This window comes from Rhodanobacter sp. FW102-FHT14D06, from assembly GCF_043950705.1.
GTDB lineage: Bacteria > Pseudomonadota > Gammaproteobacteria > Xanthomonadales > Rhodanobacteraceae > Rhodanobacter.
Window position 1 is genome coordinate 23,353 of record NZ_CP170722.1, and the last position, 22,282, is coordinate 45,634.

Annotated in this window: 24 protein-coding genes; 6 read left to right on the plus strand and 18 right to left on the minus strand. The window is 68.2% G+C overall.

Going from position 1 to position 22,282, the window contains the following annotated elements:
• Positions 1-128: 128 nt before the first annotated feature.
• The 6 genes from rlmH to ACFCQI_RS00160 form a co-directional block, all read right to left on the minus strand.
• The gene (gene rlmH, locus ACFCQI_RS00135; RefSeq protein ID WP_395119253.1) at positions 129-599 is read right to left on the minus strand and encodes a 23S rRNA (pseudouridine(1915)-N(3))-methyltransferase RlmH; all 471 of its coding nucleotides are present in this window, start codon (positions 597-599) and stop codon (positions 129-131) included.
• A gap of 109 nt (positions 600-708) precedes the next feature.
• A complete protein-coding gene (gene rsfS, locus ACFCQI_RS00140; protein WP_395119254.1) occupies positions 709-1,095 on the minus strand; it encodes a ribosome silencing factor in 387 nt (128 codons plus the stop codon).
• Positions 1,096-1,197: 102 nt separating this feature from the next.
• Positions 1,198-2,265, minus strand: a complete 1,068-nt coding sequence (locus ACFCQI_RS00145) for an NAD(P)H-dependent flavin oxidoreductase (RefSeq protein ID WP_395119255.1) — start codon at positions 2,263-2,265, stop codon at positions 1,198-1,200.
• Positions 2,266-2,328: 63 nt separating this feature from the next.
• Positions 2,329-2,517, minus strand: a complete 189-nt coding sequence (locus ACFCQI_RS00150) for a pentapeptide MXKDX repeat protein (RefSeq protein WP_395119256.1) — start codon at positions 2,515-2,517, stop codon at positions 2,329-2,331.
• A gap of 95 nt (positions 2,518-2,612) precedes the next feature.
• Positions 2,613-3,308: a DUF1345 domain-containing protein gene (locus tag ACFCQI_RS00155; RefSeq protein WP_395119257.1), complete on the minus strand. Its 696-nt coding sequence runs from the start codon at positions 3,306-3,308 to the stop codon at positions 2,613-2,615.
• Between the two features lie 20 nt (positions 3,309-3,328).
• Positions 3,329-3,604 (minus strand): GNAT family N-acetyltransferase, encoded by a 276-nt coding sequence (locus tag ACFCQI_RS00160; protein ID WP_395119258.1) that lies wholly within the window; start codon positions 3,602-3,604, stop codon positions 3,329-3,331.
• A gap of 141 nt (positions 3,605-3,745) precedes the next feature.
• Here ACFCQI_RS00160 and ACFCQI_RS00165 point away from each other — a divergent pair, with 141 nt between their 5' ends.
• Positions 3,746-4,171 (plus strand): OsmC family protein, encoded by a 426-nt coding sequence (locus tag ACFCQI_RS00165; RefSeq protein WP_395119259.1) that lies wholly within the window; start codon positions 3,746-3,748, stop codon positions 4,169-4,171.
• Between the two features lies 1 nt (position 4,172).
• Here ACFCQI_RS00165 and ACFCQI_RS00170 read toward each other — a convergent pair whose 3' ends face one another.
• Entirely contained in the window at positions 4,173-5,255 is a 1,083-nt protein-coding gene (locus tag ACFCQI_RS00170) for a 3-deoxy-7-phosphoheptulonate synthase (protein WP_395119260.1), read from the minus strand.
• Positions 5,256-5,486: 231 nt separating this feature from the next.
• Between ACFCQI_RS00170 and ACFCQI_RS00175 the strand changes: the two genes are divergently transcribed.
• Together ACFCQI_RS00175 and ACFCQI_RS00180 are read left to right on the plus strand one after the other, a co-directional pair.
• Complete coding sequence (locus ACFCQI_RS00175; RefSeq protein ID WP_395119261.1) at positions 5,487-6,422, plus strand: oxygenase MpaB family protein; 936 nt, start codon at positions 5,487-5,489, stop codon at positions 6,420-6,422.
• A gap of 52 nt (positions 6,423-6,474) precedes the next feature.
• On the plus strand, positions 6,475-8,346 hold the full coding sequence (locus tag ACFCQI_RS00180) for a 3'-5' exonuclease (protein ID WP_395119262.1): 1,872 nt from the start codon (positions 6,475-6,477) through the stop codon (positions 8,344-8,346).
• 157 nt (positions 8,347-8,503) lie between these two features.
• Here the strand turns inward: ACFCQI_RS00180 and ACFCQI_RS00185 are convergent, their stop codons facing one another.
• Genes ACFCQI_RS00185 through ACFCQI_RS00195 form a run of 3 tightly spaced genes read right to left on the minus strand, consistent with a single transcriptional unit; the run spans position 8,504 to position 11,147 of the window.
• Positions 8,504-9,076, minus strand: coding sequence for a relaxation protein (locus tag ACFCQI_RS00185; RefSeq protein ID WP_395119263.1), 573 nt, complete (start codon positions 9,074-9,076; stop codon positions 8,504-8,506).
• Positions 9,077-9,107: 31 nt separating this feature from the next.
• A complete protein-coding gene (locus ACFCQI_RS00190) occupies positions 9,108-10,529 on the minus strand; it encodes a T6SS phospholipase effector Tle1-like catalytic domain-containing protein (RefSeq protein WP_395119264.1) in 1,422 nt (473 codons plus the stop codon).
• Positions 10,530-10,544: 15 nt separating this feature from the next.
• A complete protein-coding gene (locus tag ACFCQI_RS00195; protein ID WP_395119265.1) occupies positions 10,545-11,147 on the minus strand; it encodes a hypothetical protein in 603 nt (200 codons plus the stop codon).
• A gap of 208 nt (positions 11,148-11,355) precedes the next feature.
• Between ACFCQI_RS00195 and ACFCQI_RS00200 the strand changes: the two genes are divergently transcribed.
• From ACFCQI_RS00200 to ACFCQI_RS00210, 3 genes are read left to right on the plus strand one after another with little or no spacing between them, the layout of a single operon-like run.
• Positions 11,356-12,000 (plus strand): CDP-alcohol phosphatidyltransferase family protein, encoded by a 645-nt coding sequence (locus ACFCQI_RS00200; protein WP_395119266.1) that lies wholly within the window; start codon positions 11,356-11,358, stop codon positions 11,998-12,000.
• Positions 11,997-12,596, plus strand: a complete 600-nt coding sequence (locus ACFCQI_RS00205; RefSeq protein WP_395119267.1) for a lysophospholipid acyltransferase family protein — start codon at positions 11,997-11,999, stop codon at positions 12,594-12,596. Before ACFCQI_RS00200 ends, ACFCQI_RS00205 begins: the two co-directional genes overlap by 4 nt.
• Entirely contained in the window at positions 12,593-13,531 is a 939-nt protein-coding gene (locus ACFCQI_RS00210) for a phosphatidate cytidylyltransferase (RefSeq protein WP_395119268.1), read from the plus strand. The genes ACFCQI_RS00205 and ACFCQI_RS00210 overlap by 4 nt, the downstream gene beginning before the upstream one ends.
• Before the next feature lie 12 nt (positions 13,532-13,543).
• Here ACFCQI_RS00210 and nadD read toward each other — a convergent pair whose 3' ends face one another.
• The 8 genes from nadD to ACFCQI_RS00250 form a co-directional block, all read right to left on the minus strand.
• Positions 13,544-14,176: a nicotinate-nucleotide adenylyltransferase gene (nadD, locus tag ACFCQI_RS00215; RefSeq protein WP_395119269.1), complete on the minus strand. Its 633-nt coding sequence runs from the start codon at positions 14,174-14,176 to the stop codon at positions 13,544-13,546.
• Positions 14,173-15,183: a DNA polymerase III subunit delta gene (gene holA, locus ACFCQI_RS00220; protein ID WP_395119270.1), complete on the minus strand. Its 1,011-nt coding sequence runs from the start codon at positions 15,181-15,183 to the stop codon at positions 14,173-14,175. The genes nadD and holA overlap by 4 nt, the downstream gene beginning before the upstream one ends.
• Complete coding sequence (gene lptE, locus ACFCQI_RS00225) at positions 15,183-15,716, minus strand: LPS assembly lipoprotein LptE (RefSeq protein WP_395119271.1); 534 nt, start codon at positions 15,714-15,716, stop codon at positions 15,183-15,185. The genes holA and lptE overlap by 1 nt, the downstream gene beginning before the upstream one ends.
• A 5-nt stretch (positions 15,717-15,721) precedes the next feature.
• Positions 15,722-18,478: a leucine--tRNA ligase gene (gene leuS, locus ACFCQI_RS00230; protein WP_395119272.1), complete on the minus strand. Its 2,757-nt coding sequence runs from the start codon at positions 18,476-18,478 to the stop codon at positions 15,722-15,724.
• Positions 18,479-18,609: 131 nt separating this feature from the next.
• Positions 18,610-19,218, minus strand: coding sequence for a membrane integrity-associated transporter subunit PqiC (locus ACFCQI_RS00235; protein WP_395119273.1), 609 nt, complete (start codon positions 19,216-19,218; stop codon positions 18,610-18,612).
• Entirely contained in the window at positions 19,215-20,903 is a 1,689-nt protein-coding gene (locus ACFCQI_RS00240) for an intermembrane transport protein PqiB (protein WP_395119274.1), read from the minus strand. Before ACFCQI_RS00240 ends, ACFCQI_RS00235 begins: the two co-directional genes overlap by 4 nt.
• A complete protein-coding gene (locus tag ACFCQI_RS00245) occupies positions 20,896-21,549 on the minus strand; it encodes a paraquat-inducible protein A (RefSeq protein ID WP_395119275.1) in 654 nt (217 codons plus the stop codon). The genes ACFCQI_RS00240 and ACFCQI_RS00245 overlap by 8 nt, the downstream gene beginning before the upstream one ends.
• The gene (locus ACFCQI_RS00250; RefSeq protein ID WP_395119276.1) at positions 21,546-22,193 is read right to left on the minus strand and encodes a paraquat-inducible protein A; all 648 of its coding nucleotides are present in this window, start codon (positions 22,191-22,193) and stop codon (positions 21,546-21,548) included. Before ACFCQI_RS00250 ends, ACFCQI_RS00245 begins: the two co-directional genes overlap by 4 nt.
• Positions 22,194-22,282 lie beyond the last annotated feature (89 nt).

The following is a 22,282-nucleotide window of genomic DNA, read 5'->3' on the forward strand; positions in this document are numbered from 1 at the left end:
ACGGGGTACTTCGCCCAGCCGCAAACTCCGTTCGCCCTGAGCGCAGCGGAGTCGAAGGGCTCACCACGCCATGCCCAGGGAGAACGACGAAAGGGTCGGGCGAAACGACCGGGCAGGAGGCCCCACCTTCACCCCCGGTGATACGGATGCCCCGCCGCGATCTTGCACGCGCGATACAGTTGCTCGGCCAGCACCAGCCGCACCAGCATGTGCGGCAGGGTCAGCGGGCCCAGCGACCAGCGCTGGTCGGCGCGCGCCAGGACTTCGGGCGCATGACCGTCGGGACCGCCGATCAGGAAGGCGAGATCGCGCCCGCCCATGCGCCATGCCGCCAGCTGTTCGGCCAGGTCCTCGCTCGACCAGGCCTTGCCGCGGCCATCAAGTGCGATCGCGTGGGCGTCGTGCGGCAAGGCGGCGAGTAGCGCGGCGCCCTCGTCCTGGATCGCCCGCGCATCGTCGCGGCCCTTGCCGCGCAGGCCGGGCTTCAGTTCGACCAGCTCCAGCGGCAGTTCGTGCGAGAGCCGCTTGCGGTATTCGGCGAAGCCTTCCGCCACCCACCCGGGCATGCGTTCACCGACCGCGATCAGGCGCGCGCGCATGGTCCGCTCTCATGAAATGACACGCGCGCAGCGCCGCGTTCGCTTCCTCTCCCCTGCGGGGAGAGGACTGAGGTGAGGGGCCACTCCTGCGACGCACCCCACACGAAATTCAGCCGGCTTGCGCGGCGTCGGCTTCGTGCCCGTGGTCACCCACCGTCCACAGCCGCTCCAGGCCGTAGAACTCGCGGATGCGGGGCAGCATCACGTGGACGATCACGTCGCCCAGGTCGACCAGTACCCATTCGCCCTCGGTCTCGCCTTCCACGCCCAGCGGCATCACGCCGGCCTTCTTGGCGAATTTGCCGACTTCGTCGGCAATGGATTTGACGTGGCGGGCGGAGGTGCCGGAGGCGATCACCAGCAGGTCGGCGATGGAGGTCTTGCCGCGGACGTCGATCTCGCGGATGTCCTTGGCTTTCAGTTCTTCGAGCGCGTCGATGACGCACTTGCGCAGGGTGGCCGTGGTGACGGCCGGGGTGCTACGAGCTGTGCTCAAAAGGGTGGGCCTCGATGCAGGATCGCCGCGCAAAATGGCGCGGGCGCAGTATAACCGCCCAGCCGTGACGGCAAGTCAAGCCGGCCGCCCAGGCCGCGGCCATCAATGGGCGAGCGACCTTTTCGCCATCCGGTACTCGTGCATCAGCCGCGCCACCAGTTCGGCGGCCGGTTGCGGGCGCACCATGGCGGCGGCCTGGCCGCACCACTCGGACAGCAGGTCGCCACGCCCGGCCGCCGCCGCGGCGCGACGCAGCGGCGCGGTGAGCGCGTTCAGCACCGGATACGGCAGGCCCTGCGCCGCCTGCGGCATCGCCTCGACGAAACGGTTGCGCAGGCCACGGGCGGCGCGGCCGGAGAAGCTGCGGATGGTGGCGACCTGATGCTCCTCGACCCGTGGCAAGTCCTGCTTCCAGGCCTCCGCCGCCGGACATTCCGGACAGGCGAGGAAGGCGGTGCCGAGCTGGCTGGCCGCCGCGCCGAGCACTTCCGCCGCCAGCATGCCGCGGCCGTCCATGATGCCGCCGGCGGCGATCACCGGGATGTTCACCGCGCGCGCGGCCAGCGGCAGCAGGGCGAACAGGCCGATCATGGCGTCCTCGGGCTCATGCAGGAAGGTGCCGCGGTGACCGCCTGCCTCGGCGCCCTGCAGCGACACGGCGTCGGCACCGGCATCGGCCCAGGCACGCGCCTCGGCGACCGTGGTGGCCGTACCGATCACGACGATGTCGCGTCGGCGCAATTCGCGCCGCTGGGCCGGATCGATCACCCCGAACGCGAAACTCGCCACCGCGGGACGCGCCTCGCACAGCGCGGCGAACTGTTCGGAGAAACGTGGCGCCCAGCGCGCCGGCACGCGGGTGCGCACGTCGAGCCCTTCGCGCGCCATCAGCGCGTCGAGCTGTTCGCGCGCCCTGGCCACCGCTGCCATGTCGGCCTCGAACTCGTCCGGCAGCACGAACAGGCCGATCGCATACGGCCGATCGCCCAGCGCGCGGATCTGCGCCGCCTGGTCCAGGATCGCCTGCGGCTCCAGGTAGCCGGCACCGAGCGAACCCAGCGCCCCGGCGTTCGATACCGCGGCCACCAGCGCGGGCGACGTCGACCCGGCCATCGGTGCCTGGATCAACGGATGCTCGATGCCGAGCCGGCTGGCGAACGACGCGCTCATGCATGATGGCCTGCGGCGGAGATGATCCCAGTATCCACCGCCGCCGCAGGCAACTGAAGCCGGTCAGCCGCCGGAGCCGATCGCCTCCTTCCTCATCGCATCCCCCTTCATGGCGTTCTGCTTCATCGCGTCGTGCTTCATCGATCCGCGCTTCATGGCATCGTGCGGCATCGCGCTGCCGGAGCTGGCAGCCATCGCGTCCCGGGCAAACGCCTTGCTGGCGGCAAGGGCAAAGGCAAGGCGCGCGTTCATCGGTCATTCCCCGGGGAAAAGGCAAGAAGGGATGAAGCGGTCATGCCGCTCCTCGCTCCCTTTGCCGCGAACCGAGGCCGGGTTGCCCGGCCCGATCAGCTCCCCTGCCCGGCCACGATATTCACCGTGATCGCGATGATGAACACGTTGAAGAAAAACGCGATCACGCTGTGCAGCAGCACCACGCGGCGCAGGTAGGGGCTGGTGATCTGCACGTCGGAGACCTGGAAGGTCATGCCGATGACGATCGAGAAATAGGCGAAATCCCAGTAGTCGGGTTTCGGCGTGTCGGGAAACTCCAGGCCGGCATGCTTGTCGCCGAAGTTGCCGTAGTAGCCGTGGGCGTAATGCACCGCGAACATCACGCTGAGGAACAGCCAGCTCAGCACCACGCTGAGCACGCCGACGGCCAGCTCCGGCACCCCGCCGCTCCTGGCCGCGTGCAGTTCGTCACCCAGCGCCGCCAGCACCACCGCCGACAGCAGCACGCCGCCCCACAGCACGCCCCAGCGCCCGGTATCCAGCGCCTGCGCCTGGCGCCGCATGTGGCTGGGCGTGGCGTGGTTGAACAGTCTGGCCAGGATGCCGAGGTAGACCACCGCGGCCAGGTCGAAACCGAGCAGCACCGCGCTGGCCAGGCGCAGACCGAATCCCCACGACAGCACCGCGACCGACGCCACGAAAAGGACCAGCGACAGGATCAGCCACGGGCGCCCCGCCACGAAACGCCACGGCCGCCAGCCACGCGACCGGACCGGAGTCGGCTCCGGCAGTGCCGAGGGTTTTTCCATGCATGCCTCCGCGTCAGGAGTTAGCCGAGCAGGTCGTGATATTCGGGATGCCGCTGCACCCACGCGGCAGCATAGGAGCATGCCGGCACCACCTGCCAGCCTTCCGCACGCGCAGCCTCCATCGCCGCCTGCACCAGCGCGGAGGCGATGCCGCGACCGCCCACCTCGGGCGGCACGCCAGTGTGGGTGATCGTCATCACGGTGCCGGCCAGGCTGTAGTCGAGCACGCAGTGCGCGCCATCCACCTCGGTGTGGAAGCGGTGCGCCTTGCGATCGTGCTGGATGGACAGTGGCATGGGTGCTCCTGACGGTCGGGCAAACCGCGAGCATACGGCGCGCGAGGGGCAACCGCATGTGAACCGAAATGCCCGCTTCATTCGCGCCGGCTGCATGAAGCTTCGTGCAGCATGGGTGCTTGTCCGCACAGGAGAACCCCGATGAAGAAATCCGCATTCGCCCACTGGTCCGGCGGCATCAAGGACGGCCAGGGCACGATCTCGACCGAGACCGGCGTGCTGCGCGAGGCGCCCTACGGCTTCAAGTCGCGGTTCGAGGATGGCCCCGGCACGAACCCGGAGGAACTCATCGGCGCAGCACATGCCGGCTGCTACTCGATGGCGCTGTCGCTGGGCCTGGGCAACGCCGGGCTCACCGCCACCGGCATCGACACCAAGGCGGTGGTGACGCTGGAGAAGGACGGCGACGGTTTCACGATCACGGCGGTGCACCTCAGCTGCGAGGCGAAGGTGCCCGGCGCCGACGCGGACACGTTCGCCCGGATCGCCGAGGCGACCAAGCTGGGCTGCCCGGTATCCAAGGTGCTGAAGGCCGAGATCACGCTGGACGCGCGCCTGCTCGGCTGACTCAGGCGGCGGCTTCCGCCGGAAGCGCGGCAACAGTGCGGCGGCGCTGCCGCACTGCCCGCGCCAGCCGCTGCAGCACCTGCACGGAATCCTCCCAGCCGAGGCAGCCGTCGGTGATGCTCTGGCCGTAGCGCAGCGGCTGGCCGGGCTGCAGCTCCTGCCGACCGCCGAGCAGGTGGCTTTCCACCATCACGCCGAGGATGCGCGTTTCGCCGGCGGCGATGCGCACGGCGAGGTCTTCGATCACCCGCGGCTGGTTCTCCGGGTTCTTGCCGCTGTTGGCGTGGCTGGCATCGATCATCACCTGCGGGCGCAGGCCGGCCTTGTCGATCGCCGCACAGGCGGCCTCGACGCTGGCTGCGTCGAAGTTGGGCGCCTTGCCGCCGCGCAGGATCACGTGGCAGTCGCCGTTGCCGCTGGTGCTGGCCACGGCGGCCCGGCCGTCCTTGGTCACCGCCATGAAATGGTGCGGCTGCGACGCGGCCTGCACCGCGTCCACCGCGATCTTCACGTTGCCGTCGGTGCCGTTCTTGAAGCCGACCGGGCAGGACAGCCCCGAAGCCAGCTCGCGGTGCACCTGGCTCTCGGTGGTGCGCGCGCCGATCGCGCCCCACGCCACCAGGTCGGCGATGTACTGCGGCGTGATCATGTCGAGGAACTCGGTGCCGGCCGGCACACCCAGCGTGTTGATGTCGCGCAGCAGGCCGCGGGCAAGGCGCAGCCCCTTGTCGATGCGAAAGCTGCCGTCGAGGTCGGGGTCGTTGATCAGCCCCTTCCAGCCGACGGTGGTGCGCGGCTTCTCGAAATACACCCGCATCACGATCTCCAGCGCGTCGCCCAGTTCGCGGCGCAGCGGCGCCAACCGTGCGGCGTACTCCAGCGCCGCGCGGGGGTCGTGGATCGAGCACGGGCCGATCACCACGGCGAGGCGGTCGTCGCTGCCGCAAAGCATGCCGTGCATGGCGCGGCGCGCGGCATCCACGGTGGCCATCGCGGCGTCGCCGGCGGCGCAGTCGCGCATGATCTCGGCCGGTGTGCCGAGGGGGGTGATGGCGCGGATGCGCAGGTCGTCGGTGGCGTGCATGGCGGCTCTCCTGGGGATATTCAGGTGGCGGCCAAAAAAAAACCGCCATGGATTGGCGGTTCGGTGTGGTTTTTCGATCAGTTCAAAACGATCGCGTCCGCGCCGCCGCCGTTGGCTTCGGGTAGCCGTAAAACCAGAAATACAGGCGGGCGGTGATGGAGGACATGGCGCCATTGATAACACAATGGACGTCCAAATCAAACCTTCGCGTCCAGGCGATAGACTGCAGGCATGCCCTCGCCCATCGACGTGCTGCGCCAACCGATCCGCCACTGGGTGCTGCGCGCCTTCCCGCGCGCCGGCTCCGACGGCCCCGACTACGACCATCCGCACGGCGATCCCGGCCTGTTCGGGCCGCACAGCGCCACCTGGCGAGTGCACTCGGATTTCCCCGGCATGCTGGCCGGCGGCCTCGCCGCGCTGACCCTGCAGACGCTGCACCCGCTGGCGCTGGCCGGGGTCTGGGACCACTCCAATTTCCGCGGCGACCTGGTCGGCCGGCTGCGTCGCACCACGGCCTTCGTCGGCGGCACCACCTATGCGCCGCGTGCGCAGGCCGAGGCGATGATCGCGCACGTGCGGATGATCCATGGCCACGTCACCGGGCACGGCGAAGACGGACGGCCATACAGCGCCGACGATCCCGACCTGCTCACCTGGGTCCACGTCAGCGAGGCGTACTGCTTTTTGCAAGGCTACCGCCGCTACAGCCACATCGCGATGCCGCCCGGTGCTGCCGACCGCTACTACGACGAGGTGCGGCGGATCGCCGAGGCGCTTGGCGCGCGCGACGTGCCGGCGTCCGAACGCGAGGCCATGGACTATTTCCGCCGCATCCAGCCCGAACTGGCCTTTACCGAACGCTCCCGCGTCGTGCTCGGCCTGCTCGCGCGGGTGCGGCTGCCGGTGCCGGCGGCCGCGCTGTCGCGCGACCTGTTCCTGCGTGCCGGTCATGCCCTGCTGCCGGATTGGGCGCTCGCGGCGCTCGGCCACACGCCTCGGCAACAGCGCCAGGCGCGACTGGCCGCGCGTGCGCTGTGGTCGATCGCGCCGGTGTTCCGCGCCGCCCTGCAGGACGGCATCGCCAGCCGCGCGTGTCGGCGGGTGGACGTGGCACCGGAGCAGTTGTCGCACTGGACGCAGCTCCGCGCCGTCAATCAGCATTGACAGCGTCACCCTATCGGCTAACGTCACCCGGTGACGTCAGCCAGGGGCGCCTGTGGCAACACTCATCCCAACCCGCAACAGCTGCCTGCCGCGCATGACCGGCGGCGAGAAGCGTGTCTCCGAACGGCTGGAACAGAAGCTGGAGGACGACTACCTGCTCTGGTACGACGTGCCGGTCGGGCTCAAGCAGCGCCATCCGGACTTCGTGGTGTTCCACCCGCGCCGCGGCCTGCTGGTGCTGGAGGTGAAGGACCGGAAGGCCGACACCATCCGCCACGCCGACAGCACCCAGTTCACCCTGGTCACCGAGCGCGGCCTGGTGAAGGAGAACAACCCGCTGCTGCAGGCGCGCGCATATGCGCTGGAGATCGGCGTGGTGCTGGAGCGCGACCCGGCGCTGCGCCACCCGCAAGGCTCGCGCCACGCCGGCAAGCTGATCATGCCGTGGGGCTGGGGCGTGGTGCTGGCCAACATCACCCGCAAGCAGTTCGACGAGGGCGGCCTGGGCGAGGTACTGCCCGAGCACCTGGTGATCTGTCGCGACGAGTTGTACGAGACGGTCGACGCCGAGGCGTTCCAGCAGCAGCTGTGGGCGATGTTCCCGCAGGTGTATCCGGTGGCGCTGACCCTGCCCCAGATCGACCGCGTGCGCTGGCACCTGTTCCCGGAGTTGCGCGTGGAAGCCGGCAGCGGCCAGTTCGGCCTGTTCGGCCCCACCGACGCCGCGGTGCGGCCGCTGGAAATCCCCGACCTGGTCAAGGTGATGGACGCCCAGCAGGAGCAACTGGCACGCTCGATCGGCGGCGAGCACCGGATCATCCACGGCGTGGCCGGTTCCGGCAAGACGATGATCCTCGGCTTCCGCGCGATGCAGCTGGCACGCGAGATGAGCAAGCCGATCCTGGTGCTCTGCTACAACAAGACGCTGGCCGCGCGGCTGGAACAGCTGATCGGCGAACGCGGCCTGGGCGAGAAGGTGCAGGTCTACAACTTCCACAAGTGGTGCCGAAAGATGCTGGTGGCCTACAACGAGCCGCTGCCGCCAGGCAGCGGCAAAGCCTTCGTCGAGGCGTTGCCGCCGGCGGTGATCTCGGGCGTCGATCGCGGGCAGATCCCGCGCGCCCAATACGGCGCCGTGCTGGTCGACGAGGGTCACGACTTCGAGCCGGACTGGTACAAGCTGATCGTGCAGATGATCGACCCGGCCACCAACTCGCTGCTGGTGCTGTACGACGACGCGCAGAACATCTACGGCCATGCCGACCGCCGCAAGATCAGCTGGAAGAGCCTTGGCGTGCAGGCGCAGGGCCGCACCACCATCCTCAAGCTCAACTATCGCAACACGCTGGAAATCCTCTCGGTCGCCCGCGCGTTCGCCCAGGACCTGCTTGCCTCGCGCAGCGACGACGATGACGGCGTACCGCTGATCGCGCCGGAAAGCGCCGGCCGCCGCGGCGCCGTGCCCGAGCTGGTGCGCACCGAGACCGCCCGCGCGCAGATGGATGTGCTGATCGCCCGGCTGCGCGACGAACACGCGCATGGCCGTCCGTACTCCGACATGGCGGTGATCTACCGCAACCAGTGGGAAGGCGAAAGGCTGCACGAGGCACTCAGGCAGCTCGGCATCCCCAGCCGCCTCGCCGACAACGCCGGCAAGCAGGCCCTGTTCGTGGTCGAGGACAGCGTGAAGCTGGTGACCATGCACTCCAGCAAAGGCCTGGAGTTTCCCTTCGTCATCATCCCCGGCATCGGCGGCCTGCCCAAGGAAGGCCAGGCCGAAGCCGACGAGGCGCGCCTGCTCTACGTCGCGATGACCCGCGCCACCGAACACCTGCTGCTGATCCACCACGACGACTCGGTGTTCTCCAAGCGCATCCGCGACTCGATCAACGAAGTGCAGGGTCAGCTGAAAGACACGCCGTAAGCCAGCGCCCCTCTTTCGCGTGAACCCGCCCGCGAGCGATGCTTTCGGGGTCCGGATTCGGTATCTGCAAGAGCGAGAGCATCGCCCACGAGCGAGCTCCCAAGGGGCGTCGCAGCCATCGGTGGCCGGCCCGAGAGGTTGAAAAACTCACAAGCTCTCAGCGTGGCTTGACCGGCAGATATTGCCACCGCTCGCCATGGCGCGCGCCGCGGGTGTCCACGTTCGCGCACAGCGTGCCGCTGTCGCACAAGGTCACGTCGGCGCCGTTGTAGGCTTTCAGCAACTCGGCGGAAAGCTGGTTGTCGCGAATCACGCGGGTGTAATGCGTCGACAACCACACGCTGCCGGCCAGCAACAAGGCGAACGCCAGCACGACGGCGCCGAGGGTTTTCCATATCAACTGGCGATGCAGCCGTTGCAGGTGACCGATCTGTCCGGCCAGCGCCTGTGCAGTCTTTTCCACATCGCCGCTCGCCGAATCCAGACGCTGGCGATAATCGCCGATCGACGAGCCAAGGCCCTCGCGCATCAGCGAACTCATCTCGGCCGGCAAAGTCTGCAACGCACCATCGGCAGAGGTCTTGACTACCGCCGGCAGTTGCAGCGCCAGTCCCTGCAGCGCATCGGCCAGAGCTTGCAGGCGCGAGTCGATGGCGGCGCCGCGGCGCTCGTAATGCACCATCAGCGTCGCGGTCTTGTCGATCAAGGCGGTCAATTCGTCCTCTTGCATGGTGTCGCTCCTTGATGCCAATCGATCGTGTTCAGCGCTGCAGCACGGGTTCCGGAACGGGTTGCAGCCGCGGTGGCGCGGGCATCGCCTGCTGCTGCGCCGCGTGCTGCTCCAGCCAGCCCGCCTGCATCGCGGCGCGCTCGAGCAGCCGGCGGCCAGCGTCACCATCGGCCAGCGTGCGGTTTTCGCGGCTGAACGTCGCCCAGTCGTTTGCCTGTCCGGCCGCCAGCAGGCGGTCGAGCCGTGCCGACAAATCGTCGGCTGGCGTCTTCCATGCCGACTCGGGCGTTACCGTCCGGGCCCCTGCCTGCACCGGCTGCCGTTCAAACTGCCGGCTCAGCACTTCGTCGCGGGGCTCGGCGTTGTACGGATCGCTCACCTTGCCAGCTTCGTGCTTTGGCACCAGCAGCTCGTTGTAGCCCTCGGGACGGAGTCGGTCGACCTCGCGGCCGAGTCGATAGATCAGCATGCCGTCCTCCGATCGATGCACCACGTTCAGGCGCGGGTCGCCGGGTACCGCCTGCAGCGTGAGGAACGGCTGATCGCTGAGGGCGTTGAGGTAATCGCTCATCAGGTTCTCGCTGCGGATGGCCAGGCCATCCCGGTGATAGCTGCCCCCGACGTCCGAATGCACCCCGGCCACGATCACGCCCAGGAAGCGACCATCCGGCGTCATGCCCGGATCGATGATGCGATCGGACTTGAACAACCCGCGCCGCTCGTCCGCGGAAATGATCTGGAATCCGAAAATCACCGACGGCGGCAGGCGCCGGTCGTGTTCGCGCACCGGCTCGCCGGTACCCACCGCATCGAACAGGCCCACCACCTGTGCCACCTGGCCGGGGGCGACCAGGGGAGGCCTGCCGTATTCGACGTGGGTTATCTGGCCGTGCCGGTCGCGGATATAGATCGCACCTGAAGGGTCTTGAATGCCCCGCTCATGAACCAATCGCGCGAACCCGGCAGCTTGTTCCGAGCCGCGGCTGAAACCAATATCGGCCACGCGGATTTCAGCCTCGGGATCCTTCTGCTTCCACTGCCAAGCCTTGTCGATGAGCTGCTTGTACACCTGCTCGATGCGTTCGTCGTAGGTATTGCCGTTGATGCCATCCAGCGTGCGCCCAAGATAATGATCCTGCGTGCCTGGGCCCGGAACATAACCAGCCGCAATTTGCTTGTTTCCCTGTTTGGCCAACATATCGACTTGCGCGTTGATCCTGGCCACATTGGTCGCATGCTGTGGGTCCTTGAAAACATCGTTACCGGTACCGTCGAACGCCGCCAGGAACAAATGCTCGTGAGGGTTGCATTCGTGCACCAACACCGGAGCCTGGAACCTCGACAACGCAGCGGCAGCGTCGACGTAACTTTGCAGCCGCTGTGCGTCCGCCGCATAGTACGGCACGCCATCATCGAGAATACCGTCCTTGTCCAGCCTGTCCTCCTGGCTCATTCCCTTGCCCCTCGATCAATAGGTGCGCGTCCAGACCAGAAACAGATCGTCGCGCGCGCTGCTGTACTTGTTCCCCGGTATCTGCTCCGTCCTGGTGGGAACAAGCATCTTCATGTAGACGTCGATGGTGCGGTCGTTTACCACCAGAATAATTCCGGGTTCGCCAGCCACGGGGCCACGGAAGAAATCAGCCATGTCCGCCTTGGGCACTTTGTGCCAGATCAACTGATTCTTGAAGATTGCAGCCATGTCCACCTTGGCCTCATGCGGAATGCCATCCAATGACTTCCAACGCACTTCTGCAGGTGCCGGAAAGTTGTCGATGCCCAGGTACGACGCATCCAGATTGGCTTGGTAGTCCCCCGCGGGCGGCGGCCCGGAAACCACCTCGGGATCCCGCTCGGATCCAGACCCGGTGTGATCGAAGTTGTCGTAGATAACGTGGCAGCCTGTCGCGTTGTAGCAATAAGCCCCGAAACTGTGCTTTGCAAACCGCAACGGCACCGCAAGCGTCTCCGGCGGCGGCTGGATCTTCGTGGACTGGGTGGTCATGGCGGGGTGGCATCCTGTCATCAGGGCGGCGGCAATCGCCAGCAAGGGAAGTGCGCCGTGGCGCATGGGCTTCCGTCGATGCATCGGGCTCTCCTGCCTCGGTCTGCAAACGTCATGGAATGTACGGTGCCTTCGGCGCGATGCGCAACGCGCAGGCCGGGGAAATGCCGAATCGATCAGACTTTGCAGCGGAGGCCCACAACGCGGCGGGGCTTGCGCCCACGGCATCGGCGATTGATACACTGCAAGCTCGATTCGCGCGCGGGGCGCGACCATGGATGAACACGAGGCCGGCATGAAGGAAACCGATCGACGACCCATCGCCGCGCGCAGCAGTGCCTGGGCGAAAGCCGTCACCCGCACGCTGGTACGCACCTCGATCACGCCCAACCAGATCTCCTGCGTCAGCGTGGTGTTCGCATTGTCGGGTGCTGCCGCCCTGCTGGTGCTGGCCGACCCGTTCGGCAAATTGCTGTGCGCGGCAGCCATCGTGCTGCGGCTGCTTTGCAACATGTTCGACGGCATGGTCGCGGTCGAGGGTGGCAAGGGTTCGCCGGCCGGCGCGCTGTTCAACGAGATACCGGACCGGCTGGCCGATTCGCTGTTCCTGGTCGCCCTCGGCTACGCCGCCGGGCTGCCGTGGCTGGGCTGGCTGGGCGCCCTGCTGGCCGCGCTGACCGCCTATGTGCGGGTGCTAGGCGGTTCGCTGGGGCTGGCGCAGGACTTTCGTGGGCCGATGGCCAAGCCGCACCGCATGTGGCTGCTGGTGGCGACGTTGCTGCTTGCCGCGCTGCTGCCCGCATGGAGTCGCGAACTGCTGCTGGGCGGCGCGCTGGTGATCGCCGCAGGCGCGGCGCTGACCTGCATCACGCGCAGTCGCGCGATTGCCCTGCGGCTACGCACTGAAGACGGCGCATGATTACCTCGCACGTCCTCGTCGGCCTGGTGCGGCTGCTGGTGGGCGCGCACGCGCGCTGGATCGGCTGCGAACCTTCGCCTGCGCAGCGGATCTACTTCGCCAACCACGCCAGCCACCTCGATGCACTGGCCCTGTGGTCAGCCCTGCCGCCGAGCTTGCGCGCCCTCACGCGTCCGGTGGCGGCGCGTGATTACTGGGGCCGGGGCGGCATCCGCGGTTTCATCGCCGACCACGGTTTTCGCGCCGTCTACATCGAGCGCGACCGCAGTCGCTGCGAGGGCGATCCGCTGCAGCCGCTGCGCGACGCGCTGGATACTGGCGAGTCGCTGATCATTTTCCCGGAGGGCACGCGCAGCCAGCAGCCGCTGCCGCAACCGTTCAAGGCCGGGCTGTTCCATCTGGCGCGCGATTACCCGCAGGCAGAGCTGGTGCCGGTCTACCTGGATTCGCTGCACCGGAGCATGCCCAAGGGCAGCCTGCTGCCGGTGCCGCTGACCTGCGTGGTGCGCTTCGGCGAAACCATGCGATTGCGGGCGAACGAAGACAAGGACGATTTCCTCAGGCGCGCCCACGCGGCGGTGGTGGCACTGGCATGACGGCACAGCAGAAGTTCTGGTGGGTGATGGGCGGCATCCTGGCGCTGTTGCTGCTGGCCAGCGCGATCGGTGGCTGGCTGGGACGGCGGGCGGCGCCGGACAAGCGCGAGGTGATCGACAACCTCAACGCCCGCATCCGCGCCTGGTGGTGGATGGCCGCGCTGCTGTGCGCCTGCTTCGTGCTGGGCCGCGTCGCCACCCTGGTGTTCTTTGCGCTGGCCTCGTTCTTCGCGCTGCGCGAGTTCGCCACGCTCACGCCGACCCGCCGCGGCGATCACCTGCCGCTGGTGCTGTGTTTCTACGTGGCGATACCGCTGCAGTACTGGCTGATCGGCATCGACTGGTACGGGCTGTTCGCGATCTGCATTCCGGTGTACGGCTTCCTGCTGTTGCCGGCGATCACCGCGCTCAGCGGCGATACCGAGAATTTCCTGGAGCGCACCACCAAGATCCAGTGGGGACTGATGCTCACGGTGTACTGCGTGAGCTACGCGCCAGCGGTACTGCTGCTGCACATTCCCGGCTATCAGGGGCAGAGCCTGCTGCTGATGCTGTACCTGCTGCTGGTGGTGCAGATCAGCGACGTGCTGCAGTACGTGTTCGGCAAGCTGTTCGGCCGACACAAGCTGGCCCCTCGGGTGAGTCCGTCCAAGACCGTCGAGGGCCTGGTCGGCGGCGGCCTTTCGGCCATCGCCATCGGCGCCTGCCTGTGGTGGATCACGCCATTCACGTTCTGGGGCTCGGCGGGCATGTCGCTGGTGATCGTGCTGGCCGGCTTCCTCGGCGGACTGGCGCTGTCGGCGGTCAAGCGCAGCATCGGCGCGAAGGACTGGGGCAGCATGATCGAGGGCCACGGCGGCATCCTCGACCGGCTCGACTCGGTCACCTTCGCCGCGCCGATCTTCTTCCACATCGTGCACTATGCATTCATGTGATCCGGGGCCGGATCAGCGGCGATAGGGCGCGAGCAGCCCGGCCGAATCGAACAGCCCCGCCGGCAGCAGGTAGCGCGGATCGCGGCCGGCGGCCAGCAACTGGCGGATGCGGGTGGCGGAAATCTCCAGCGGGGTGACCGCCAGCTCGATCACGCAACCGGCTGGCGCCAGCCGCAACGCCGCGGCGTCGTCCGCCCGGCGGCCGGCGAGTTCCCGGTGCAACGCTTCCGGCAGCGGCGCCTGTTCACCCGGACGGCTGAGCACGCCAATGTGCGCCAGCTCGAACAGCCGCTGCCACTCGTGCCAGCCGGGCAAGCCGGCGAACGCGTCGGCGCCGAGCAGCAAAACCAGCGGACGATCACCCTGCTCGGCGCGCAAGCCGGCCAGCGTGTCGACCGTGTAGGACGCGCCCTCGCGGGCCAGCTCGCGCCCATCCGGGATCAGCCGCGACTGGCCGCGCAGCGCCACCTGCAGCATCGCCAGCCGCTGCGCCGCGCTGGCGATCGGCGGCGGGCGATGCGGCGGCAGCCCCGCCGGCATCATCAGCACCTCGGCATCGAGCAGTTCGGCGGCTTCCCACGCCACGCACAGATGGCCGAGGTGGATCGGATCGAAGGTGCCGCCAAAAATCGCCAGCGGTTTCACGCGAGCGCCTTCGCGGCGCGCGGCTCGGCAATGGCCGCGATCAGCCGTTCGGCTTCCAGCCACGGATCGCCCTGCTCGCGGCCCTTGGCCATGCGGTCGATGCGCGCGGCACGCGCCAGGCATTGCAGCCAGTGTTCGCGCGGCGCACGGCGCAATGCCTGGCGGAACATCTGCTCGCGCGATTGCCAGAGGCGCTCGGCCTTGGCCTGCGCGGCGAAGTTCTGCGCATTGGCCAGACGCAGCGCCAGCTGCAGCTGGTTGACCAGCCAGCCCATCAGCGCGATCAGCTCGTCGCCTTCGGAGCGCAACCCGGCCAGCACGCGCAGCGCGCGCCCCCCGTCGCCGGACAAGGCGGCGTCGGTGAGCTTGAATACGTCGTAACGGGCGCTGTCGGCGACGAGGCTCTCCATCTCGGTCGCGTCGATGCGGCCTTCACCATGCAATACCGCCAGCTTGTCGACCTCCTGCGCCGCCGCCAGCAGGTTGCCCTCGACCCGCTCGGCCAGCAACGCCACCGCGTCGGCACTGGCGCTGAGTCCGCGGGAAGCCAGCCGCGCACCGACCCAGGCGTTCCACTCGTGCGGCCGCGGCGCATTGAACACCACCATGCTGTGGCTGGCGTCGAGCTTCTTGCTCCAGGCGCCGTCGTGCTTGCTGCTCCACTCCATCGCGGTGATCAGCAAGGTGACGTCCGGCGGCGGGTCGGCGCAGAACGCGGTGATCGCCTTGGCGCCTTCGATGCCGGGGCGACCGGTCGGCAGGCGCAGGTCGATCAGCCGGCGGCTGGCGAACAGCGACATGCTGGCGCCGGCGCGGGCGACGTCATCCCAGTCGAAATGCTGGCCGACCTCGAGCACCTCGCGCTCGCCGTAACCCAGTCGCCGTGCCTGCGCGCGCAAGGCGTCGGCGGCTTCCAGCACCAGCAGTTCCTCGCCGGCCAGCAGGTAGACGGCGTCGAGTCGATCCGCCGCCAGCGCCTTCGACCACTGGTTCGGGTTGAGCGGCATCAGCGCACGCTGGACGCCGCGGCGGGAGAATGGGCGGCGGCCTGCAGGCGGAACATGATCGCCTGCACCATGTCGTCATCGAGGCTCTTCTGGATCTGCTCGACCTGCGAGGCGCTGCCCACCGTGTTGCCGGCGTCGTAGCTGAACTCGCGCGACATGTTGATGGTCTGCAGCGGCACCAGGATCTGCCCGCTTGCGTCGGTGACGCCGAACCTGACCGTGTAGTGGATCGCGAACTCGCTGATGCGCGCGTAGCCACCGGAGGTGAGCGTGTCGGTGTTGAAGGCGGCGGTGGGTACGGCAAGCTCGGCGATGCCGGGGCCGGGCGCGTCTTCGACGGCAACGCCGGCGCGTTCCAGCGCGAGGGTCAGCTGGCGCTGGAAATTGCTGCCGCCGTGGGCGTCCAGATGCACCCGCTGCATGGCCGCGGGCAGGTTGGCGTTCTGACGCAGATGGAAGCCGCAGGCAGTCAGCGCCAGCGCGGCGAGCAGCAGCGACAGCAGGCGAATCCGACGCGCGTTGATGAAGCCCATGGTTGTCATCCTGCGACGATGTTGACGATCTTGCCGGGCACCACGATGACCTTGCGCACCGTCATGCCCTCGAGGAACTGCCTGACCTGCGGCTGCGCCCGGGCCAATGCCTCGGCCTCGTCCTTGCCGGCGTTGACCGGCAGCTCGATGGTACCGCGCAGCTTGCCGTTGACCTGCACCGCCAGCGTCGCGGTGTCGCGCACCAGCGCGACGGGATCGACTCGCGGCCACGGCTGGTCCTCCAGCACCGCGACCGGGTGGCCGAGCACCTGCCACAGCGCGTGGCAGACATGCGGCACCACCGGATTGAGCAGCAGCACCATCGTCTCCAGTGCCTCGTGGCGCACGGCGCGGCCCTGCTCGCTGGCGTCGTTGAACTTGCCCAGCGCGTTGAGCAGCTCCATCAGTGCGGCGATCGCGGTGTTGAACGCGTGGCGCCGGCCGATGTCGTCGCTGACTTTCTGGATGGTCTCGTGCAACTGGCGGCGCATGGCCTTCTGCGCGGCATCCAGTGCCGCCGGGTCCACCAGCGCATGGTCGGGGCCGCCGGCGTGGGCGGTCACCTCGCGCCAGAAGCGCTTGAGGAAACGCGCCATGCCCTCGACACCGGCCTCGTTCCATTCCAGCGACTGCTCCGGCGGCGCGGCGAACATCGAGAACAGGCGCACCGTGTCGGCGCCGTACTTGGCCACCATCGACTGCGGGTCGACACCGTTGTTCTTCGACTTGGACATCTTCTCGATGCCGCCGATCCGCACCGGTTGCCCGTCGGTCCTGAGCCGTGCGCCAGTGACGCGGCCGTGATCGTCGCGCTGCACTTCCACGTCGGCCGGGTTGAACCATTCCCTGGAGCCGTCGGCGTTCTCGCGGTAGAACGTCTCGGCGATCACCATGCCCTGGCACAGCAGGTTGGTGGCCGGTTCGTCGGTGGCCACCAGGCCTTCGTCGCGCAGCAGCTTGTGATAGAAGCGGAAATACAGCAGGTGCAGGATGGCGTGCTCGATGCCGCCGATGTACTGGTCCACGGGCAGCCAGTAGTTGGCGCGGTCGTCGACCTGGGTGGCCGCGCCGGGCGAGGTGTAGCGCGCGTAGTACCAGCTCGACTCCATGAAGGTGTCGAAGGTGTCGGTCTCGCGCTCGGCGGCGCCGCCGCAATTCGGGCAGGTGGTCTGGCGCCAGGCCGGGTCGGCCTTGATCGGCGACTGCACGCCGGAGAAGGCGACGTCCTCGGGCAGCAGCACCGGCAGTTGGTCTTCCGGCACCGGCACGTCGCCGCACGCCGCGCAGCGGATCACCGGGATCGGGCAGCCCCAGTAGCGCTGGCGGCTCACGCCCCAGTCGCGCAGGCGCCAGTTGACCCGGCGCGCGCCGCAGCCGGCGCGCTCGAAGCGCGTGGCCAGCGCGTCGAACGCATGGGCGAAATCCATGCCGTCGTACTCGCCGGAATTGACCAGGGTGCCGCGCGCGGTCCAGGCCGCCTCCTCCATGATGCGGCGCTCGAACTCCTGCACCACGCGCAGCGGCGCGGAGACATCCTGCGCATGGATGTCGCGGCCTTCCAGCGCGGCCAGCATCGCGTCGCTGCCCACGCCCAGCGCCAGCTCGTGGCGGATCTGTTTCAGCGCATCGAGCACCGACTCGTCGACGATCACCATCCTGATCGGCAGGCTGTACTTCTGCGCGAATTCCCAGTCGCGCTGGTCGTGTCCCGGCACTGCCATCACCGCGCCGGTGCCGTAGCCCATCAGCACGAAATTGGCCACCCAGATCGGCACGCGCTCGCCGCTGATCGGGTGGATCGCGCACAGGCCGGTGTCCATGCCGCGCTTGTCCTGGGTCTCCAGCTCGGCCTCGGACACGCCGCCGTGCTTCAGCTCGGCGATGAAGGCGGCCAGCTTCGGATTGTCCTGCGCCGCGCGCTGCGCCAGCGGGTGCTCGGCGGCGATCGAGAGGAAGGTCACCCCCATCAAGGTGTCGGGGCGGGTGGTGAACACGCTCAGCGGTTCGCCCTCGCCGTCCAGCGCGAAGCGGATATCCAGCCCCTCGCTGCGGCCCAGCCAGTTGCGCTGCATGGTCTTGACCGCATCGGGCCAGCCCGGCAGCGCGTCCAGGCCGTCAAGCAGTTCCTGCGCGTAGTCGGTGATCTTCAGGAACCACTGCGGGATCTCGCGCTTCTCCACCAGCGCGCCGGTGCGCCAGCCGCGACCGTCGATCACCTGTTCGTTGGCCAGCACGGTCTGGTCCACCGGGTCCCAGTTCACCACCGCGTTCTTGCGGTAGGCCAGGCCCTTCTTCATCAGCCGGGTGAACATGCGCTGCTCGTGCACGTAGTAGTCCGGCCGGCAGGTGGCGAACTCGCGCGACCAGTCGAACGCGTAGCCCATCGCCTGCATCTGCGCGCGCATGTGCTCGATGTTGGCGTAGGTCCACTTGGCCGGCGCGGTCTTGTGCTTGATCGCGGCGTTCTCCGCCGGCAGGCCGAATGCGTCCCAGCCCATCGGCTGCAGCACGTTCTTGCCCTGCATGCGCTGGAAGCGGCTGATCACGTCACCGATGGTGTAGTTGCGCACATGCCCCATGTGCAGCGCGCCGGACGGGTACGGCAGCATCGACAGGCAGTAGAACTTGGCCCGGCCGGACTGTTCCTTCACCTCGTAGGCGCGCTGCGCATTCCAGTACTGCTGCGCGGCAGCCTCCACCGCTTGCGGGCGGTAGGCGGTTTCGTCGGTGTCGGCAGCGGTCGGGGCTTGATTGTCCTGCATGATTTCGGAAGGCCATGATGCGGTGGGTGCGCACCGGATCGAACCGGCGGCGGTGAACGGGTCAGACTAGCCCAGCGCGGGGTTTCCGCCAAGGCCGGCACCGTTCCGGCATTCACGCAGGAGCGGCCGACTCAGCCTTCCGGGCAGGCGGCCGGCTGGCCGGATGCCAGCGCGCGCGCCACTCCCGCCATCTGTTCCGCCAGCAGGTCCAGCGCCTGCTGGTGGCCCTGCACCAGGGCGTCGTAGCCCGGCCCCACGGCTTCGCGGATGCGGCTGCTGCATGCCTGCGTGGCCAGCTTGCCGTCGTGGCGCCAGCGCAGTTGCCAGGCTGCCTCGATCAACGCGTGATCGCCCGGCTGCGAATCGAAGCGGCGCACGTCCAGACTCACCTGCAACAGCGGCTTGCCGCTGGCCGCCATGCCGCCCACGTCGCGGCCCGGCAAGGCGCGAGTCAGGTCGGCGGCCAGCGCGCCGCGCACCTCGTCGGCCAACGGCGCGATCCAGCGCTCGCCCTCCAGCAGGGCCACGCTCTGGCCGCCCTGGCGCACGACCAGTTGCGGCCGGTCGACCTGCGCCGGCACGTTGACGGTGAGCACCTCGAACGCAATCGCGGTCGCCGACTCGGCCACCGGTGCCGCCGACCCGGGCAGCAAGGTGTAGTAGTGCAGCGGTGCCGAGGCACAGGCCGCGAGCAAGGCTGCGGCGGTGACCGCCAGCAACGCGATGGCATTACGCATCATGGCTTGTGCTCCTGTGCCGGGGCCGGTTCCGGTGCGGGCGGCGTGGCAGGTCGGTCGTCGGGGCGGCGCCCGCGCAGCAGGGCTTCGGGATGACCGCTGAGGTAATCCGACAGCACGCGCAGCGAACGCGACATGCGCTGCACCTGCTCCAGCGTGGCGCCGAGATTGCGTTGCAGCGGCGAATCGTTCGACAGCGCCGCATCGGCGGTGCCCATGGTTTTCTGCACGCCGTGCAAGGTCTCGGTGAAGGCCGGCAAGGTCTTGCCGTTGACCTGCTTCAAGGTGGTGTCGAGCCCGGCCAGCACCTGGTCGACATGCTTGCCGATGCTGTCGAACGGCACCTTGTCGAGCTTGTCGACGATCTCCGCCAGTTGCTCCTGCAGTTTGTCGAAACTGCCCGGCGCGGTGGGGATGGTGAGCGGCTTGGCGGCCGGGTCGAAGTCGACCTTGGTGGCGTGCGGCACGAAATCCAGCGCCACGTAAAGCTGCCCCGTGAGCAGGTTGCCGGTGCGCGCCTGTGCGCGTAGCCCGTGCGCGATCAACCCGCCCATCATGCGCGCCAGGTCCGGAGCATGGCCGTTGGCCCTGGCCATCGCTTCCAGCTTGTCGTAGGCGGCACCGAGGCGCTCAGGGTAGACCACCGCGCCCACCAGCACCGGGAATTTCTGCGTCTTCTCGTCGTAGTCCAGGCGCACCGAGACGACCTTGCCGATGTTGATGCCGAGGAACTCCACCGGCGCATCCACCGCGAGCCCGCGCACCGACTGTTCGAAGCGCATGCGCAGGTAGTGCGGCTCGCCGTCGGGCGGCGCCATCGCGGTGGTGCGGTCGCCGAACAGTTTGAAGCTGGTGTCCTCCGGTGCCGGCGTGCTGTCGTGGGGACCGGGCGGGTCCTGGAAGGCCACGCCGCCGGCCAGCACCGCGGCCATCGACTGGGTATTGAGCTTCAGCCCGTTCGCGCCGAGCGAGAGATCCACCCCGCTGGCATTCCAGAAGCGGCTGGAGCGGCTGACGAAACGGTCGTTCGGGCCGTCGATGAAGACGTGCAGCGACACGCCCTTGCCGTCCTTGTCCAGCGTGTACGAGGCCACCCGCCCGACCTGGATGCGCCGGTAATAGACCGGCGAGCCGACATCCAGCGAGCCGAGGTCCTCGCTGTGCAGGACGAAGCTGCGGCCCAGCTCGCCGTGGCGCACCGCCGGCGGCGCTTCCAGGCCATCGAAGTGCTCCTGCTGCTCGTCCGACTCGCCCACGTCGGCGCCGATGAAGGCGCCGGAAAACAGCGTGTCGATGCCGGACACGCCGCCCAGCCCGATGCGCGGGCGCACCACCCAGTAGCGCGTGCCCTTGGTGGCGAAACCCTCGGCACTCTTCTCCAGCGCCACCGACACCAGCACATGGCTGCGATCGGGGCTGAGCCGGATCTTCTTGACCCGCCCGATCACCACGTTCTTGTATTTGACCGGCGTCTTGCCGGCGTCCAGCCCCTCGGCGCTCTGCAGGCTGATCACGACCTGCGGGCCGGTCTGCAGCCAGTTGTGGATCACCAGCGAAAGCCCCACCAGCGCCGCCAGCGCGGGCACCAGCCAGATCAGTGACTCCTTGAAGCGGCGCTGCTCCACCACCGGCCGCGGCAGGGCGTCGGGCGCGGGCGGACCGGGTTCGACGCGGGTGTCTTCAGTCATCGGTGTTCCTGCCATCCCAGATCAAGCGCGGATCGAAACTCATCGAGGCGAGCATGGTCAGCACCACGGTCAGCCCGAAGAAAATGACGCCGGGCAGCGGCTCGACCCGACTCAGCACGTTGAAGCGCACCAGCGCCGTCAGCAGCGCCACCACGAACACGTCCAGCATCGACCAGTAGCCGATGAACTCCACCAGCCGGTACAGCCTGGCCCGCTGCGGTCGCGCCCAGTCGCTGCCACGCTGGCTGCTCACCAGCAGCATGCCCAGCGAGAGAAACTTCAGCATCGGCACCACGATGCTGGCCAGGAAAACGATGATCGCCAGGTCCACCGAGCCATTCGTCCACAATTCGACCACGCCGCTGATGATGGTGTTGTCGTCGACGTCGTTGAGGCTGGCCGTGCGCATGATCGGCAGCACGTTGGCCGGAATGTACAGGATGAAACCGGCGATCAGCAGCGCCCAGGTGCGCGCGTAGCTGTTGGTCTTGCGCCGGCGCAACGTGGAACCGCAGCGCGGGCAGGCCATCGCGTCGCCCACGCCGTCGCCGTCGAGCTTCGCGTTGCCGGCCACGTTGCGGCACACCAGCCCGCACATGCGGCAGCCGATCAGGCCCAGGTCGACGGCACGAGGCAGCGCGCTCACGGCTTCGGCTCCGGCGTCTGCTCCCACAGCTGGCGCATGTCCACGCCGGCGAAAATGGTGATCAGCAACGTCAACGCGCCATAGGCGTAGATGCCCGGGTCGGCCACCACCTCGAAGTAGGTGTGCGCCTTGACGATCGCCACCAGCGCACCCAGCACGAACACTTCGCTCATCGTCCACGGGCCGATCCGGTGCAGGGCCACCATCAGCGGGGCAAAGCCGGGCGCACGCCGGCCCATGCGGGCGAACCACAGCAGCCAGCCCATCACCATCATCTTCGTCATCGGGAAAAAGAACAGCGTGCCCGCCGCCAATACGGCGACCACCTGGGCGCCCTGCTCCCACATCGTGACGATCATGCCCCACAGCGTGGTGGCGCTGAACTGGCCGTTCAGGCCGAGCGTGAAGATCGGCCAGATGTTGGCCTGCACGAACACGATCATGGCGGTGAGGATCAGCGCCAGCAGCGCATTGACCGACAGCGCGCGATGGCGATCCAGCTCCGCGCCGCAACGCACGCAGCGGGCGACCTCGCCCCGCGCGAGCGGACGCCGCCGATAGACGGTGTCGCAGTGTTCGCAGATCAGCAGCGCATCGGACGAACGCGCATGCAGGCAATCGGTGTTTCGTACGGCGGTGGCCATCGGGGGATTCTCGCAAATCTTTCGTGAATGCGCGCGCGAGCGCAGGCCGCGCGTCCGCTGCTTGATATGCTGGGCATCGCCCTGATCTG